The organism is Salinispora tropica CNB-440, from assembly GCF_000016425.1.
Taxonomy (GTDB): Bacteria; Actinomycetota; Actinomycetes; order Mycobacteriales; family Micromonosporaceae; genus Micromonospora; species Micromonospora tropica.
Genome location: NC_009380.1, coordinates 4,757,138 through 4,773,939 on the forward strand (window position 1 = coordinate 4,757,138; position 16,802 = coordinate 4,773,939).

General features: G+C 68.0%; 17 protein-coding genes and 2 pseudogenes. 13 read left to right on the forward strand and 6 right to left on the reverse strand.

Annotated elements, in window-relative coordinates:
• Positions 1-6: 6 nt before the first annotated feature.
• The 4 genes and pseudogenes from STROP_RS21120 to STROP_RS21130 all read left to right on the forward strand — a co-directional run bounded on the left by STROP_RS21120 (position 7) and on the right by STROP_RS21130 (position 2,329).
• Entirely contained in the window at positions 7-897 is an 891-nt protein-coding gene (locus tag STROP_RS21120; RefSeq protein WP_012015382.1) for a fructosamine kinase family protein, read from the forward strand.
• 133 nt (positions 898-1,030) lie between these two features.
• Positions 1,031-1,570, forward strand: coding sequence for a hypothetical protein (locus STROP_RS21125; RefSeq protein WP_012015383.1), 540 nt, complete (start codon positions 1,031-1,033; stop codon positions 1,568-1,570).
• A 106-nt stretch (positions 1,571-1,676) separates the two neighbouring features.
• Positions 1,677-1,840 (forward strand): annotated as a pseudogene (locus STROP_RS24360) (VOC family protein); the annotation flags it as partial.
• Between the two features lie 105 nt (positions 1,841-1,945).
• The gene (locus tag STROP_RS21130; protein WP_012015384.1) at positions 1,946-2,329 is read left to right on the forward strand and encodes a VOC family protein; all 384 of its coding nucleotides are present in this window, start codon (positions 1,946-1,948) and stop codon (positions 2,327-2,329) included.
• 99 nt (positions 2,330-2,428) lie between these two features.
• Here STROP_RS21130 and STROP_RS25910 read toward each other — a convergent pair.
• Positions 2,429-2,822 (reverse strand): annotated as a pseudogene (locus STROP_RS25910) (hypothetical protein).
• A 109-nt stretch (positions 2,823-2,931) separates the two neighbouring features.
• Between STROP_RS25910 and STROP_RS21140 the strand changes: the two are divergent.
• Complete coding sequence (locus STROP_RS21140; RefSeq protein WP_012015385.1) at positions 2,932-3,495, forward strand: type 1 glutamine amidotransferase domain-containing protein; 564 nt, start codon at positions 2,932-2,934, stop codon at positions 3,493-3,495.
• A gap of 495 nt (positions 3,496-3,990) precedes the next feature.
• Here STROP_RS21140 and rsgA read toward each other — a convergent pair whose 3' ends face one another.
• Positions 3,991-4,983, reverse strand: coding sequence for a ribosome small subunit-dependent GTPase A (rsgA, locus tag STROP_RS21145; protein WP_028564874.1), 993 nt, complete (start codon positions 4,981-4,983; stop codon positions 3,991-3,993).
• A 322-nt stretch (positions 4,984-5,305) separates the two neighbouring features.
• Positions 5,306-6,586 (reverse strand): CobW family GTP-binding protein, encoded by a 1,281-nt coding sequence (locus tag STROP_RS21150; RefSeq protein ID WP_012015387.1) that lies wholly within the window; start codon positions 6,584-6,586, stop codon positions 5,306-5,308.
• 266 nt (positions 6,587-6,852) lie between these two features.
• Here STROP_RS21150 and STROP_RS21155 point away from each other — a divergent pair, with 266 nt between their 5' ends.
• The 6 genes from STROP_RS21155 to STROP_RS21180 all read left to right on the forward strand — a co-directional run bounded on the left by STROP_RS21155 (position 6,853) and on the right by STROP_RS21180 (position 11,600).
• Positions 6,853-7,692, forward strand: a complete 840-nt coding sequence (locus STROP_RS21155; protein WP_043535523.1) for an SAM-dependent methyltransferase — start codon at positions 6,853-6,855, stop codon at positions 7,690-7,692.
• A gap of 189 nt (positions 7,693-7,881) precedes the next feature.
• Positions 7,882-8,376 carry a hypothetical protein gene (locus tag STROP_RS21160; RefSeq protein ID WP_012015389.1) on the forward strand — a complete coding sequence of 165 codons (495 nt, stop codon included), beginning with the start codon at positions 7,882-7,884 and terminating at the stop codon, positions 8,374-8,376.
• 54 nt (positions 8,377-8,430) lie between these two features.
• Complete coding sequence (locus STROP_RS21165) at positions 8,431-8,955, forward strand: ImmA/IrrE family metallo-endopeptidase (RefSeq protein WP_012015390.1); 525 nt, start codon at positions 8,431-8,433, stop codon at positions 8,953-8,955.
• A 6-nt stretch (positions 8,956-8,961) separates the two neighbouring features.
• The gene (locus tag STROP_RS21170; RefSeq protein ID WP_012015391.1) at positions 8,962-10,197 is read left to right on the forward strand and encodes an MAB_1171c family putative transporter; all 1,236 of its coding nucleotides are present in this window, start codon (positions 8,962-8,964) and stop codon (positions 10,195-10,197) included.
• Entirely contained in the window at positions 10,194-11,081 is an 888-nt protein-coding gene (locus STROP_RS21175; protein ID WP_012015392.1) for an oxygenase MpaB family protein, read from the forward strand. Before STROP_RS21170 ends, STROP_RS21175 begins: the two co-directional genes overlap by 4 nt.
• Positions 11,082-11,183: 102 nt before the next feature.
• A complete protein-coding gene (locus STROP_RS21180; RefSeq protein WP_187151636.1) occupies positions 11,184-11,600 on the forward strand; it encodes a GNAT family N-acetyltransferase in 417 nt (138 codons plus the stop codon).
• Positions 11,601-11,609: 9 nt separating this feature from the next.
• Here the strand turns inward: STROP_RS21180 and STROP_RS21185 are convergent, their stop codons facing one another.
• From STROP_RS21185 to STROP_RS21195, 3 genes are all read right to left on the reverse strand, one after another.
• A complete protein-coding gene (locus tag STROP_RS21185) occupies positions 11,610-13,013 on the reverse strand; it encodes a DEAD/DEAH box helicase (protein ID WP_012015394.1) in 1,404 nt (467 codons plus the stop codon).
• A gap of 344 nt (positions 13,014-13,357) precedes the next feature.
• Positions 13,358-14,140, reverse strand: a complete 783-nt coding sequence (locus STROP_RS21190; protein ID WP_012015395.1) for an anti-sigma factor — start codon at positions 14,138-14,140, stop codon at positions 13,358-13,360.
• Positions 14,094-14,702, reverse strand: a complete 609-nt coding sequence (locus STROP_RS21195) for an RNA polymerase sigma factor (protein ID WP_018831131.1) — start codon at positions 14,700-14,702, stop codon at positions 14,094-14,096. The genes STROP_RS21190 and STROP_RS21195 overlap by 47 nt, the downstream gene beginning before the upstream one ends.
• 229 nt (positions 14,703-14,931) lie before the next feature.
• Between STROP_RS21195 and STROP_RS21200 the strand changes: the two genes are divergently transcribed.
• Both STROP_RS21200 and STROP_RS21205 read left to right on the forward strand, forming a co-directional pair.
• Positions 14,932-15,762 carry a DUF4397 domain-containing protein gene (locus STROP_RS21200; RefSeq protein WP_012015397.1) on the forward strand — a complete coding sequence of 277 codons (831 nt, stop codon included), beginning with the start codon at positions 14,932-14,934 and terminating at the stop codon, positions 15,760-15,762.
• The gene (locus STROP_RS21205; RefSeq protein WP_012015398.1) at positions 15,759-16,415 is read left to right on the forward strand and encodes a class F sortase; all 657 of its coding nucleotides are present in this window, start codon (positions 15,759-15,761) and stop codon (positions 16,413-16,415) included. The genes STROP_RS21200 and STROP_RS21205 overlap by 4 nt, the downstream gene beginning before the upstream one ends.
• Positions 16,416-16,802: the final 387 nt, after the last annotated feature.

Below are 16,802 nucleotides of genomic sequence, written 5' to 3' on the forward strand. Positions count from 1 at the left end.
GGGTCAATGGTGAGTTCGGGACGTCAGGCGAGAGGGACCGACACCCCTGCTGGGGCGGGCACCTCGGTACTGGACGGTGCCACCGGCTGGGAAACCCTCTCCGGCGGGGCCGCCCACCACGTGCAGCGAGTCCGGCTCGCCGATGGGAGGCCGGCCGTGGTCAAACGGACCCCGGCGCCCCCACACAGCCCGCCCGGCATGTTCGCCCTGGAAGCCGCGGGGCTGCGCACCCTCAGCGATCTCGGGGGCGTTCACACCCCCGAGGTCTACGAGGTGACCGAGCAGTACCTCGTCCTCGCCGCTCTGGCGCCCCGACCCAACACCGACCGGTACTGGGAAGAAACCGGCCGTAGCATCGCCCGCCTCCACTCTGTCCAGGGCAGCGCCTTCGGCTGGCCCGAGGACAACTGGCTCGGCCTGCTACCCCAGCACAACATGCAGACCAGCAACGGCCACGAGTTCTTCGCCACCCACCGGCTCCTGCGCTACGCGACCGAGCCGAAGGTCCAGCAGGTCCTGGACATCATCGATCTGACCCGCCTGGAACGCATCTGCGAGCGACTACCCGAACTGGTCCCACCCGCCCCCGCCGTGCTCACCCACGGCGACCTCTGGCCCAACAACCTCATCGCCACCGACCAGGGCACCCCCGTCCTCATCGACCCCGCGGTCCACTGGAACTGGGCCGAGGCCGACCTCAGCATGATCTACAGCGTCGACCGCCCGCCCGAGTCCTTCTTCGCCGCCTACGAGGAAGCCGCCTCACCCCAACCCGGCTGGCGCGACCGCATGGACCTGCTCAACCTCCGCGAACAGCTCAGCATGCTCGCCCACTTCGGCACCGACATCCCGGACTGGATCCGCGACACCAAAGCCGTGCTACGCAAATACAGCTGAAGGAGTGGACTTCGGTCTGCACCGGTTGCCGCAGAGACAGCCGGAGGAACTGTCCGGCGCCTTTGTCGGTCACCGGACGCTGGAGGAGTACCCCGAACTGCCGTAGCTTGTCCTCATCGGGCAGGGAGGCGACATGATTGCCGAACACGTGCGGGACCCTGCGGTAACTGCCGTGATCTTCGGATTCTTCGCTTCGAGCTGGTTCGGCTGGGCTCAGGAGGCACCTCCTGGCAAATGGCGTGGGCTCCTCGCCGCCGGCTCGGTGGCCAGCCTCCTCACCGCCATCGCCGGTGGTCTACTCACGTGGCGGCTCTGGCACACTGACACCGCCTTCGACGAGAGCACCAGCCGCGCGTTCGGGGTCGTGGTCGCCATCGAGTTTGGAGCCGCCACGCTCGGATCGATCCTACTCAGTCGCCGCGGCCGACAGGACCTGATCTCGATGTGGGTCGCCTTCGTCGTCGGCGCTCACCTCTTCCCGGTCGCTGCTCTGATCGACTATCCGATGATCTACATCGTCGCCACTCTCATCACGGTCGTCTCGGTCGCCGCGACACCGGTCGCCCGGTCTCGAAAGCTGTCGGTAAGCGCAGTCGTCGGCGCGCCAACCGGACTGATCCTTCTCACCGCCGCACTCTTCTCCGTTGCTTCCGCGGCCATCGCCAGTTCCTGAGTCCCTGCACCGCTGAACCAGCCTGGCCATCGCCACTCACGCGTCCTCGCCGATACGACGGACAACCCATACATCCAGCGGCGCCGACCGTTTTTCAGGATGGAAAGCCGCACCACTCGAGGACGTGCCATACGTGACGCTGAACTCCGGTGGTCACCCTGTGGTGAGAGTCTTCGCCGGCGCGGAGCAGCACCCTCACGAAGGGCACGCGGCGCGGCTGGCGTACTTCCGGTCCCCGACGCGGAGAAGACCGCGGAGCAGGCGGTGTCGCCCCGATCCTTTTCTTGGTGTTTCCTAATTGATAGGCTCCGAATAATGACTACGTCGCTCCAATGGGCACGGTAGGGACTTGAACTCGAAGGGAACGAACACACGATGAGCCAAGACAAGGCAGGCACAATCGCGGGCTTCGACCTGACCGTCCAGAACGCCGACGGTGTCCGCGACTTCTATGCGGACGTGGTCGGCTGGAAGCCGGAGCCGCTGAGCATGGGCGACTACGACGACTACATGATGCTCGCGCAGGACGGCAACCCGGTCGCCGGCATCTGCCACGCCAAGAGCAGCAACGCCGACCTGCCGCCGCAGTGGATCACCTACATCGCGGTCAGCGACCTCTCCGCAAGCCTAGCGCGGGTGACCGAAAAGGGCGGCGAGGTCGTACGGCAGCCCAACGGCACCGGTCCGGGCGGATTCGCGCTGATCAAGGACCCCGCGGGTGCGATGGTCGCACTGATGCAGAACCCCCACGCCAGCTGAGCCGCACACGGGATCAGCAATACTACTGGCGGGGAAGCCCGCACGCAGATGCCGGCCGAGCCGTTAGACCTCCGACAACGCCTCGGCCGGGGAGTATCCTCAACTCGAGCTGATCGCTTCGCTAAATCCCAAAGCGACGACAAACCAGACAAGGACCGCGGCGGCACTGACGCCAAGCATGGTCAGCGCCTTAACTACCAATTGTGATCAACAGGATCGGCAGCGGGGTCAGGACTCGCAAAATGACCGGTAGCGAGGGTCCGGTTCGATGCTGTACGCCGTTGACCTCGGCAGTTGGGTAGGGGTCGGTAAACGTGGTGCGTACCGTGGCTTTGACTGCACCACCGTCCACTGCCGGTAACGTGTACTGACGCCTGCCCGACCGGGAAACTGTGACTCCGCCCACGGATACCGTCGGCTGCCCCCACAGTGCGCGGGGCGTGACGACGATCGGGCCGGCCACACCGTCGATGCTAATAGGTTCCGTGTTCACCGGCATGATCTGCCCGCCGGTGGTTTGCTGATCCAGGGAGCGGGAAACACCGCCGCGGGGACCCTGTCCCGCCTCGATTCGGCCGGCAGCACCCGGAGGGGGAAAGGCGATGGCGGCAAAGCTCGACGGCAAGCGTGTAGCGATTCTCGCGACTGACGGCGTAGAAGAGGTGGAGTACACCAAGCCGCGCGCAGCTGTGGAGGCCGCCGGCGGTACCGCCGAACTGATCTCGTTGGGCAAGGAGCCGATTCGGTCGGTCAACCATCTGGACACGTCCACGACGTACGAGGTAGACCGCGCCGTCGCCGATGCGGACCCCGTCGACTATGACGCCCTGGTTCTGCCCGGTGGGGTGGCCAACCCGGACTTCCTACGGGCCGACGCCAACGTGGTGCGCTTCGTACGGACCTTCGTCGAATCCGGCAAGCCGGTAGCTGCCATCTGTCACGGTCCGTGGACGTTGGTCGAGGCGAACGTGGTGCGGGGCCGCACCCTCACCTCTTGGCCGAGCTTGCGCACCGACTTGGTCAACGCAGGCGCTACCTGGGTGGACCAGGAGGTCTTCGTCGACAATGGGCTGATCACCAGCCGCAGGCCCCGTGATCTGCCGGCGTTCTGCGCCACGTTGATCAGCGAAATAGCCGACGGTGGGACTACCGGTTCGACCACGTAGGACCGGTAGTCAGGCGCAGCTCGCCCCTGGATCAACCGTTGCGCCGGACGGTCCACCGGTTCATCTGGCAGACCGTCCGACGCGACCCAGTACCTGTGTCTACGGCCTGGGCATCGTGGCGATTCGCAAGACCCGGTGGAGGCCTCGGAGTCCGACACGATGGATTGCCCGTTGGGCCGGGATGTTTGCCGGCTCTGTGGAGCAGAGTGGCGTCAGGCCTCGCGCGCGGGTCGACGCGGCATTCCCCGGTCGCCGCGATCTCGCCGTCCCCGCCCTCGACCGGGTAGAGCTCCCCCGATGGATACGTTCGGAGAGGAACCACTCGATGAAGGGTTCCGGCGAACCGATCGCAGCGTGGTAGAACTCCACCGCTGCGGGGTGGTCCGTGCGAGATGCAGGACGATCCGCCACCCGCTCCCGTTGCGCAGCAGCCGCGGTGAAGGAGTACATCAGGGCAACGGGCTCGGCTTCGCCACCCGCGGTGAGGCCGGCGGGTCAGCGCCGCTTCGCACGCTGGGCGTCCTTGATGACACGGGCAAGTCTCCGGCCGGCACGGCGCTGGGCCGCGGGGTCCGCGCGGAGCTCTGCCCACGCGGCCTCCCGGCACAGCTGATTCCAGGCTCGCACTCGCTGCTCGCTCAGTCTCCCGTCGGCGACCGCCGCCAGCACCTCACAGCCGGGCTCGTTGGCATGGCCGCAGTCGCTGAATCGACAGCCGACCGCCAACTCCGCGATGTCGTCGAACCCCGCATCAACGGTGGCAACGTCGGCGTGGACGCCGACCTCACGCATGCCGGGGGTGTCGATCAGACAGCAGTCGCCCTCCAGTGCGAAGAGCTGCCGGGCAGTGGTGGTGTGCCGGCCCTTCGCGTCCGAGCGGCGAACCTTTCCGGTGGCGCCCAGTTCCCGACCGGCGAGGGCGTTCAGGAGCGTCGACTTTCCTGCCCCGGATTCACCGACGAGCACCAGTGTGCGCTTCGCGCACCGGCCGAGGAGGTCGAATACCCCGGTGGCTGTCGTCGCCGCGACGGAGACGATGTCGACGCCCGGATGCTGCTGGAGCAGACTGTTTTCGATGTTGGCGGTGGAGTTCACGAGGTCAGCTTTGGAGAGGATCACCAACGGTGACGCTCCGGCGTCCCAGGCGAGCGAGGTGAAGCGTTGCAGCCGGCCGTGGACGACCGGCCGGTCCAGACCACAGACAATGCCCACCACGTCCACGTTAGCGGCGATGAGTTGACCTCCTCCGGTGGAGGGGTCGCGACGGCGGAGCAGTGAAGCCCGTGGCAGCAGGTCGAGGACACGACCGTCGTCGACGACGACCCAGTCACCGACCGCGAGCGCGGGCGCCGAGGACCGTACGGGGAAGTGGCGGGTGCCACCTTCTGTGCTGATCAGGACGGCTGAACCGTCGTGGCGGACGACCCGCCCGGGACAGCCGGCACCGTACGCGGCGAGCGCTGCCTGCCATCGGTGTGACCAGCCCAGGGCGGCGAGAGACGGAAATGACTGTGGGGTCGCCGATGAACCCCGGTGGGGAAGAGACAACTGAGGAACCCTCTGGGTGAAGGAGTGAGATCCGATCGGGTGAACCGATCGTCACCTGATGTCGCTCAGGTGCACGAAGCGTGGCGGTTCTCAGCAGTCACATGCATGAAAACGCCACCTCCTCCTTCAGATTCCCGCAGCCCCGCGATGAGGCCCCATCACACACTACGCCATCCGTTCCCCCGCGTCCTGGATGAAGGGCTTCTCCGACAGGAGTCGACGGCCGGGGGTCAGCGGTTGCAGCGGAGTGGTTTGGCCCGACTCATGCGGCTTCTCCTTCGGTGGGGAAGATATCGACGACGGGGAAGCACCCGGTCAACGGGTCGTCGTAGTGCCGCCAGGTGTCGCTGCCGTCGGCGAGTTCGTCATCGGTGAGCAGGCACCTGGTGAGGGTGTGGCACAGCGAGACGGGGTCGAGATCCAGACCGATGAAGACCAGGTGCTGGTGGCGATCGCCGTAGTAGGGGTCCCAGTCGAGTGCGGCGGCGAGCCGGCGGTGGTCGGACACATCCTCCCAGCCGGAGTCGGGAAGGGCGACCAGCCAGTGACCGAGAGAGCCGAGGCTGAGCCCACCGCCGGCGAAGTTCCAGGCAATCACCGTGTCGGGTTGGCTGGCGAGCCAGAGGTGCCCGCGAGAGCGCACAACGTCGTCGTTGATGTCCTCGAAAGCATCGTGTAGGCGCCGAGGGTGAAACGGCCGCCGGGAACGAAAGACGACCGAGACGACGCCACAGTCCGGGTGCGGCTCGTGCACACCGAGGATGTATCCCTCAAGGCCACGGGTGAGAACGCCGGGGGTTTCGGGCCGGTGCCGGGGGGTACCGCGCAGTTGACGGCTCAGTTCGGTGGCGTCGAGAAGGTCACCGTCGACGGGGACCTGCATCGCCCAGGGCGCCATCCGCTCGAGCAGCACCGACAGGCGACTGGTGTCGTACGCGCCGTCGCGGGACTGGCCCCAGAGGACGAGGGTGTCGGCGTACTCGATCTGCCGGACGATGACGTCGGCCAGCGCCCGGTCGTCGTTGTCCGCCGCGGCGATGCCGAGGTGCTTGAGGTCATCGGCGCTGACCATGCCGTCGAGCAGGTGTTCGGCATCAACGACGGTGGCATAGGAGTCGATCTGGATCAGATCGGTAATCGGGGCGCCGTCAATGAGGCAGTGCGCGCAGACGGCGGCGACCGCCTCGGGCTCGACCACCTCGGGCAGCATCAGCAACAGGTCGCGGTTGGGCTGCGCGCGGGCCAGTCGGGCGAGGGTGGGCAGCACGTCTTCTCGCAGCGTGCAGGAGACACATCCGTGTGCGAGCGTGATCCGCTCGTCCTCGAGTACGCCCGCGCTGTCGCGCACGACCCGCCGCACGGTGCCGGCGCTTAGGTCGGCGAGATCGTGCTGGACCAACAGCAGGGTCGGATCCGCCACCAGCAGCGTACGGGCAACGGCGTACGTCGCGGACGGCCAGAAGCCGCTGAGCACGGTCAGGGACGGGCGGGTGTCGGTCACCGGAGCGCCGGGGTCGGTGGGTGCGAGCGGAGACGTTGCCATCACAGTCCTCTCAACTCTTAATGAAAATCATTGTCAGTATAGGTCCATCCGGCGTGTCGGCGGGGCGGGGGTGCCGACACCCGACCCAGCGGACCGGCGGCAGAACCAGCGAGCCGGCTTCACCCGACGTGGCGAGACTTCACCTGTGGCACGAGGGGTGAACTCCTCCCAGCTCAGCTCTATAGAGGACTGTCAGTAGCCGGTTTCGGTGCCCCTGTTAGGGTGTGCGAGACGTCACCCGCCGCGAGTCGAGAAGAGCTTTCCCCGTGACAAAGGCCCCTTCGGAATCCACGCAATCAGCCGCCAAACCGAACGGGTCACTCTCCTCGAAGATTGACACTACGATCGCCCACCCCGCCCGAATCTGGAACTACTGGCTGGGCGGTAAGGACAATTTCGCGGTGGACCGCGAGGTCGGCGACCACACCATCGCCGCCTACCCACACATCATCGAACTGGCCCGTAGCCAGCGAGCCTTCCTGGCACGCGCGGTCACCCATCTGGCAAAGGAAACCGGCGTTCGCCAGTTCCTGGATATCGGCACCGGCCTGCCGACTGCCAACAACACCCACGAGGTGGCTCAGTCGATCGCCCCCGAGTCGCGCATCGTCTACGCCGACAACGATCCGCTGGTTCTGGTGCACGCGCGGGCGCTGTTGACCAGCCACCCCAAGGGTGCGACCGACTACATCGACGCCGACCTTCGGCAACCGGACAAGATCCTGGCCGCGGCGGCCGAGACCCTCGACTTCAGCAAGCCGATCGCCGTCACCATGCTCGGCATTGTGATCTTCCTGGCCGACGACGACGAGGCATACGGAGTTGTCGACCACCTGGTTGCGGCTCTCCCGTCGGGGAGTTACCTGGCCATGACACACACCACCAACGCCATCCACGGCGCCGCGACCGACGAGGCGGTCCGGATCTGGAACGAGGGCGGCTCGGACCCGATGGTGGTGCGTAGTCTCGATGGCATCGGCCGATTCTTCCGCGGCCTCGAGCTGGTCGAGCCGGGCATCGTCTCGCTGACCCGGTGGCGACCCGACGCCGAGACCGCCGCCGGGCCCGAGGTCGACGAGTTCTGCGGGGTGGGCTACAAGCCGTGAGCGGCCGGTAGCCCACGATAGTCCGCAAACCCACCGATGCTCCGGTGGTGCGCTACACCGCCCCAGCAGAGTGTCGCGCGGCAGGAGGGGCGTTGTCGGTACACGTAACGGTCACGTGTCAACACCTGTTGTGTCGGGCACCGACGGTGTGACACTGCTCGGGATCGGATACGGGGAGGATAGGGACCAGTGGCTGCGGATCATCAAGGCCGGCAGGAACTGCCGCCGCTCGACACGCTCGCCGCCCGCCTCGAGTACCTGTTCGACACCATCCGCCCCTCGCAGGAGGAGCTTGGAAGGTCCGAGGAGCCCGGGCGGAAGTACACAAACAAGGAAGTCGCCGACAAGATCAACGGACGGCAGGCGGAGACTGGCGTGTCCATCAGCGCCGCCTACGTCGGGGAGCTACGCCGGGGTGTGGCATGTGATCCGCGCACCTCACACGTTCGTGCCCTGGCCCGCGCCTTCGGCGTCCACTCTGGCTACTTCGTGGATGATGCCGCCGCCGACCGGGTCCAGGAGCAGATCCGACTCCTCGGCGAGCTGCGACGGATGGGTGTCAAGCAGGTAGCGCTGCGGCAGGTTCTGGCTGACACTGGCTTGTCCTCGGCTGACTCTCGGTTGGTGGAACAGATGGTTGCCCGCCTGCAAGCCCTCGGCGGCAGCCACCAGAATGGCCACTGACAGCCATGCCTGTCCTGCGGTTCAGGGTGTGCAGACGGCCGGGGAGAGTCTGACGTGACCCTGCGCCACCTACGTAAGCGCTGCAAGCGAGTGGTCGCCGCGCTAGACATGCCCGAGACGTTCGACCTGCCGGAGCTGTGCCGACTCCTTGGGGAACGCCGGGGACGACCAATCCACCTGGTTCCGATCAGCCTGCCGGTGCACAGCGTGTGCGGCATGTGGGTGCCGACCGACACGTTCGACGCGATCTTCTATGAGCAGCACACCTCGCCGATCCACCAAATGCTGATCATTGGACACGAGCTGGGTCACCTACTCGCAGGGCACCGGCCCGCCGCCGTACTGGACCCTGATGCCTCCAAGCTGCTCCTACCGGACCTCGATCCCCAAACCGTGCAGCGCTTCCTCGGCCGTAGCAACTACGCCGCCGAGGAGGAGCGGGAGGCAGAGATGATCGGGTCTCTCCTGCTACGCCGGCTCCGCGACAGTTCGGGCTCCGGGCAGGACACCCCAGGAGACGGTCCTGAGGCCGCCCTGTACGACCGGCTACGGCAGTCGCTGGAACACCCCGGCCGGTAGCGGCCGATGGATACCCTGCTCTACTGCCTCTGCGCCGGCGCTGGCTGGGCGACCTTCGTGTACACCCTACGGCTGCTGCGACGACACCCCACGCCGGCGCGTCGTGCGCTCTGCGTCTCGCTCGGCACCTTCGGCGTCGGCGCCACCCTGGCCATCCCACCACTCGCTGCCAGCATTGAGGCCAGCCTGGGGCTACCGAATCTCGCCAGGGTGCTCGCCCACGGCTGCGCCATGACCATCGCCGCGGCCGCCGAGCACATGCTGCTGTACCTCGCGCTGCCCGCCGCGCAGGCGGCTGCCCGGACCCGACGTTGGGTGTGGATCACGGCAGGTGCGTACCTCGTCATGGTCGCCCTGTATGCCCACACCCTCGGCTACGACCAGCCGGTTCAGTTGACCGTTGAGTACGCCACCGATCCGGCGGTATCGGCATATCTGCTGATTCTCGTAACGGTGGGCTTCTTCGCCTACTGCATCGACATCTCCCGGCTGTGCTGGAAGTTCGCCCGCATCTGTGGCCGGCCCTGGCTCCGGCGTGGCCTGCGGATCACCGCCACCGGCGCCACGGTCGCCATGCTCTACAGCACAAACAAGATCGTCTACTTGGTCGCCTACTGGAGTGGGCTACAGCCAAGCGGCGAACGCGAAATCACCGCGGTCCTGGTCACCGTCAGCGCACTACTCATGATGATCGGCCTGACCATACCCGCCTGGGGTCCGCTGATGCCTCTCACCCGACGCTGGGATGACCTGCGCGCCTACCGCCGGCTCCGACCGCTGTGGCACGACCTCACCGCTGCACTGCCCGAGCTTGAGCTGGATCCAGAACTCCGCCGCCCCCTCGTCGCCGTGCGCGACATCGACTACGCGCTGGCCCGTCGCGTGGCGGAGATCCGCGACGGGCGGCTGGCGCTGCGCCCCTTCCTGGACGCCCGGGTCACCCAGACCGCCGAAACCCTGGCCGAGCAGGCAGGCCTTGCCGACGACGACCGGCTCGCCACCATCGAGGCCGCCCAGCTGGCGTTCGGGCTGCGAGCGCACCGAGCCGGTGTCACCGCCGCCTACCCGCAACCGGCCGAGGGCCCGCACCGATCGGCCGACGGCTACGCCGGTGAGATCACCTGGCTCGCCCGCGTCACGACCGCGTACCACCAGTCCCCGGTGGTGGCCGCGACCCTCGATGCCACCGAAGGTTTCGCTGCTGCCGCCCCGTCCCAAGCCGTTGGAGACCCGCGCCAGTGAGAGACCGCCTCATTCACCTGCACCGGATCCGCTCGCTCAACCCCGACGAGGACCACCTGGCGATCTACCAGACCATGCTGCGGTACGAGTTCCCGTGGGACATGAAGCTCGGACTCAACCTCGCCTTCAACCGATCGTTCTCGATCCCGGAGATCGCCGCGGTCCACACCGCCACCGGCGAGCTGACCGAGCGCACCCAGCAGCGGATCGACGACACCGGTCTGCTGATGTACGAAATCGTGCTCAACGGCTTCGAGCAGACCCGCGGGCGCGACGCGCTCCGCCGGATCAACCAGATCCACCGCTCCCACCGCATCAGCAACGACCACTACCGCTACGTCCTCGCCTGCCTGATCGTGGTCCCCACCCGCTGGCTGGAACGCTATGGCTGGCGCCAACCCTGTTGTCACGAGCGACGCGCGACCTGGCGGTTCTACCTGGAGTTGGGCCGCCGGATGGGAATCACGGACATTCCCGACTCCTACGAGGCGGTCGAGGCCTGGTTCGACGAGTACGACCAGGTCCAGCTGCGCCCCAACGACGATGCGGCCACGATCGAGCGAGCCACCCGGATGCTGATGCTGAACCGGCTACCCGTCGCTCTCGCCCCACTGGGCAACGCACTGGTCAGTGCCATCTACGACCCGCCCCTACGCGCCGCGACCCGGGTCGCGACCCCACCCTGGCCGGCGCGCGTCGGACTGCACCTGGCCCTACGCGCCCGCGCGTACACGCAGCGATGGCTCGGGCGACCGCCAGCGATCCCACTGTTCGCCGATGGCATCACGACCAAGACCTACCCCAGCGGGTACGACATCAGCCAGCTCGGGCCCCATCCCACCGCCCAAGCCGGCGACACCCCCACCCCGAACGCGAACGAGTGAGTTGACCGTCTTCTTCCGACGACGCGTACGCTCGATACTGGCACCGTGAACTCGCCGGTAGTCTTCCGCGCCACCGCCGCCCACGCCGAGGCCGTCGGTCGCATGCTGTTCGACTTCAACACCGAATTTGAGACCTCGGGGCCGGAGGCGACGCAGCTGGGCAACCGGTTCACGCGGCTACTCGAACGTGACGACGTGATCGTCCTGGTAGCCGGCAGCGACCGGGACCCGACCGGCTTCGCCTTTCTGACCCTGCGGCCCACGGTGTACTACGACGGCCCGCTGGCCCAGCTCGAGGAGCTGTACGTCCGACCTGCCCGACGGGACCAGGGCATCGGTATCGCCCTGCTACGAACGGCGATCCACCTGGTTCGCGAGCACGATGGCGGGGAGATTCAGATCAACGTCGACGAGGTCGACGCGGACACTCGTCGCTTCTACGAACGTCACGGCTTCACCAACATCGAGGCCGGCACCGAATCCCGGATGCTCTGCTACATCCAGCAACTGCACGCCTGATCCCCGCGGCTAGCGTCCACCGCGGCGAGCACCCGGACGGGCCCGGGTGGAGAAGGCCGCCGCCCCGGATCGGGTCGGGGCGGACCGTGTCGAGGTGCTTGGCGTCGGTTTGCCGCCATGCTGCCCCCGGCCACCACGCTGCCCCCGACCACCATGGGCGGGCCGTGTCTCCTGCCGTGAGTCACCGGAGGCTGCTACGGGCTGGGGGACAAACCTCCGTTCACCCGGGGCGATCGTGTGAAGCAGCGCGTCACCCGGGCGCAGCCGGCTCGTGGTCGCGGTGATGCCGGCCTTGCGGGTCAGTGCCCGCACCTCGGCCACCTGCGCGTCGGTCATCAGGGTCACGACGGTGCCGTCCGCACCGGCCCGAGCGGTACGGCCCGAGCGGTGCAGGTACGCCTTGTGCTCCACCGGCGGATCGGCGTGTACGACCAGCGCCACGTCGTCGATGTGGATGCCCCGGGCGGCGATGTCGGTGGCGACCAGTGTGTGCGCCTCCCCGGCGGCGAATGCCCGCAGATTCCGGGTGCGGGCGCCCTGGGCCAGGTTGCCATGCAGCTCGACCGCGCTGACCCCGGCGGCGGCCAGCCGTCGGGTCAGGGTCTTCGCACCCCGTTTGGTGCGGGTGAACACCACGGTTCGGCTCGGCGTGGCGGTCAGCTCGACCAGCACGGCGAACCGGTCCTCGGCGTGGACGTGCAGCACGTGGTGCGTCATCGCGGTGACCGGCGACAGAGTCGAGTCAACGCTGTGCACGACTGGCTTGGTGAGGAACCGCCGCACCAGGACGTCGACGCCGGAGTCCAGGGTCGCGGAGAACAACAGCCGCTGCCCACCACGCGGGGTCCGTTCCAACAGCCGCCGGACGCTGGGCAGGAAGCCAAGGTCGGCCATGTGGTCGGCCTCGTCGAGGACCGTGATCTCGACGGCGTCCAGGTGCGCGTGTCCGGCCTCGACGTGGTCGGTCAACCGTCCCGGACAGGCCACCAGGACATCGACCCCGGCCTGAAGCCCGGCGATCTGGGGCCGGGCGGCGACGCCGCCGAAGATCGCCATCGTGCGAAGCGACAGCGCCTGGGCCAGCGGCGCCATCACGCTGTCAATCTGCGTGGCCAACTCGCGAGTCGGCGCGAGGATCAGCGCCCGGGGGCGCTTGGGCCGACGGGACGTGGCGGTCGCGGTCAGGCGGGTCAGCACCGCCAGCACGAAGGCATAGGTCTTACCCGAACCGGTACGGCCCCGGCCGAGCACGTCGCGCCCGGCGAGCGCGTCCGGCAGGGTCGCGGCCTGAATCGGGAACGGCCGTTCCACCCCGGCTGCGGCCAGTTGACGGTTGAGCAGGTCGGGCACACCGAGTTCGGTGAAGGTCAGCGAGTCAGGCAGGGTGTTCTGGCGCGGGCGGCTTGCCGCCATGAAGGCTCCGAAGGTTGAAGGGGGGCCGTCCCGCCCGGCGCTGACCGAATCGGTCGCGGCGTGCGACGTGGGCATCGAACCCGGTCGCCATGCTGGAAGGGCCGCGGAACCAGTCTACTCGAGCCCTTTATCGGAGCACGCTGCCCACCGCGGGACGGCTAGGCAGCTGCGCCGCGGACACCGACAACGGCGGCCCAACACGGCCCCGGCGAGTGCGCCCACGTGCTGTGTCGGGACGGCGGCAGCATCTACCCGTCGTCGCGTACCAGTCGGCCGACACGAGGGCCGCCGTTCGCCGGTGGCAAGCCGGGCGAGGCCGGGGCCAGCGGGGCGCCCCGGACTGATCAGCCCGTCAGGGTGCCCCGCACCAGACTGTCGCCGGAGTGGGCCGTGTTGTTGTCGTACCGCTCGGCGGAGACGTCAACCACCGAGTACCGCTCGATGTCGGCGTTTGGGGGCAGCGGCAGCAGCGCGTCGGTGTCGCCACCGAGCACCCCGACCGAGAACATCTCCATGGTTTCGGGGTCGATCAGCCACACCTCGTAGTAACCCGACACGTCGGGAAGATTCGCCACATGCAGGTGGAGTTGACCGTTGCCGAAGACCTGGGCCGCGCCGTTCACCTCTGGCGGGGTCGGACCGTACGCCGTGAGCGACGCGCTGGCCCGGACTGTCTGCTGCTGCGTCGGCACTGGTGCGGGTTCTGTCTCGCCCAGCACGGCTACGGTGCCCACCACGCCGAGGACCGCGGCCGCCGCCGCGGTCGCGACGGTCGTCATCCAGCCCGCCCACCGGACCCGCTTGTGGGCCGGGGGCACCAACACCCGCGCGGGTGCGTCGTCGGAGTCGGGGAGGTTGGGGACGGCCGACGACCGGCGTGTCTCCACGAGCGTGGGCAGCGTCTCGGCCGCCCGGATCTCCGCCACGATGCCCTGCCACAGGTGATCGGGCGGGTCGGGTAGGTCGTGCAGGTCCTGCCCCTCGGCCCCCAGGTCGGCGACGCGCCGAAGGTTCTCCAACTCGGTTCGGCAGTGCCCGCAGCCCTCGAGGTAGGCGCGCTCTCCGTTGTCCGGCTCGCTCTCACCGAGCGCCAGAAAGACCAGCCGGTCGTGGTCCATGTGTTGCACCGTCCACCTCCCATCTGCGTTTCAGGCACTGCATGCCGCGCCGGATGTGACTCTTCACCGTGCCGAGTGGCACGCCGGTCATGGTCGCTATCTGATGGTGGGTCAGGTCGTCGAAGAACGCCAACTCCAGCATGCGTCGTTGCTCGCCGGGGAGACGCGCCAGCTCGTCGGCCACCACCAGTCGATCGACCACAGTGTCTGGGTCCGAGCGACTCGGGGTGGGGTCAGGAAGCTGACGAACCGTCTCGACCACCCGGTGCTCCCGGGCGGTAGCCCGCATTCGATCGATCACCTTTCGCCGACCGATGCCGAGCAGCCAGCCGATCAGCGACCCCTTCGTCGGGTCGAAGGTGTCCCGCCCCAGCCATGCGGCTACGAACGTCGCCTGCGTCACATCCTCGGCATCGCTGCGGTTCGACAGCGTGCTCACGGCCAGGTGCAGCACCGCTCGACCAAACCGGTCGTACGCCTCTCGCAGCGCCGCCTCATCGCCGGAGCGGAAGCGGGCAGCCAGATCGTCCTCCGGTGGGCCCGGGGGCTCCTGGACGTCCGCCGCCGTCAACGGACGGCTCGCCTTCTGTGGGGCATGCCTGACTGTAACCCCCACAGCCCTCGCCTCACTCCCCTAGTCCTGTCGTTCGTAGGGCTCTTCGTCTGCGGAGGCCCGCGCGGATGCGGTGGCGACGAAAAAAACAAAGTTCCCTCCGGCCGCATCCAGCTCGTGTGGAGCGGACGTAACCCGTTTCGTAAGCCGAGCCTGACCAATCAGCACCAATCACCAGGAGGCAGACATGCAGCTCTCATACTTTCGCCGGGTCGCCGCGGGCGGCGCGGTCGCCGCGCTGACGTTCGTCGGAGTCGGCGCACTCACCGCGACCCCGGCTTACGCGGCGACGGCCGATGTCTCGGTGGTCCACGGCATCCCGGACACCCCGGTTGACGTGTACGTCAATGGGGAGAAGACGCTGGACAACTTCGCTCCCGGTGAGGTAGCGGGCCCGCTGGAACTGAAGGAGGGCGCGTACGACATCGCCCTGACCAAGCCGGGTGAGCCGGTGGACAGCGCGATCCTCACGGTCGATGACGCCCAGGTTCCGGGCGGAGCCAACATCAGCATCGCCGCCCACCTGGACGCCAGCGGCCAGCCGAAGATCACGCCGTTCGTCAACGACACGTCGAAGGTGGAGGCCGGCAAGTCCCGGCTGATCGTCCGGCACACCGCCGCCGCTCCGGCGGTGGACGTACGGGCCGGCGGCACTCCGGTCTTCACGGAGCTGACGAACCCGAACGAGGCCAAGGCGGATGTGGACGCGGGCAGCGTCAGCGCTGACGTCGTGCTCGCCGGCACCGAGACCGTCGCGATCGGCCCGGCGGACCTGGACCTGAGCGAGGGCACCGCGACGATCGTCTACGCGATCGGCTCGGCCGACGCGAGCAACCTCGAGGTCGTGGCGCAGACGATCACCGGCCTGCACTCGGCTCCGGCGGGGGTCCCCAGCGGCAACGGCGGCCAGGCCGACACGGGCACGAGCACCTGGCTGTACCTGCTGGCCGGCACCGGTGCCCTCCTGCTGGTCGGCGGGGGTGCTCGGGTCGCGATCGCCCGGAGGACCAGCCGGTGACGGTGCGCAACCGCGGGGCGCTGGCGGCGGTGGCCGCCGGCGCCGCCGCCCTCGCCGTCGCCGCGCTGGTCGCCTACACCTTCCGGCCCGCGGCGGACGTCGGCGCGGATGAGGTGGCTGCCCTCGCCAGTACCTCTCCCTCCACTGCTGGCAGCCGATCGCAGGTGCCGGTGAACACGGGTGACCTGCCGACCGGCACGGAGGTTGTTCCGCCGGTCGGCCTGCGGATTCCGACGATCGGAGTGACCGCCACCGTGAACGCCGTCGGCATCAACCCACAGACCAGTGAGTTCGAAGTGCCGCCGAGCGTCGACCAGGTCGGCTGGTACCGCTACGGCCCGGGGCTGGAGGCGCCGGCGGGCTCCGTGGTGATCGCCGGTCACGTCGACAGCTCCACTCAGGGCGAAGGCGCGTTCTTCCGGCTCAAGGAGTTGGACCAGGGCGACACGCTGACGGTGACCGGCAGCGACGGCCAGGAACGCGACTACCGCGTGATCGCCCGGGAGGAGTACCAGAAGACCACAATTCCGCTGGACCGGTACTTCGCCCGTGACGGCGACCAACGCCTGACCCTCATAACCTGCGGCGGGCCATTCGACGCCGATGCCCGCCGGTATCGCGACAACCTCGTGGTCACCGCGGTACCGGCATAACCAGCCGACGCCATTTGTTGGCACGCCGCTCTGATCAGCACCATCGTCGTCGCGACAACTCCACTCGAAGGGTAGGCCGTGAGCGAACTCCGGATCCGAGCGGCTCGTGAGGTCACAGTACGGGTGAGGCTCGGACGAATTACTGAAGTTGCCACAGCGGACCGAGCCAAGTAGACCAGCAACGCGGCGATCGTCGACGGGCGACGAAGACCGACTGGCCGGCACCCGGATCGCCCGAGTAGGTCATGGCGCGCAGGGCGTCATCGAGTAGCACTACCGTCCGCGACAGGGGACATCGCCAAGCCGGCGATGTCCCCTGTCGCGTGCGATGCCCCTTCCCTCGTCACGTGGAGCCACGCTAGGTGCGCAGGTAGCCGTCAGCGGGGC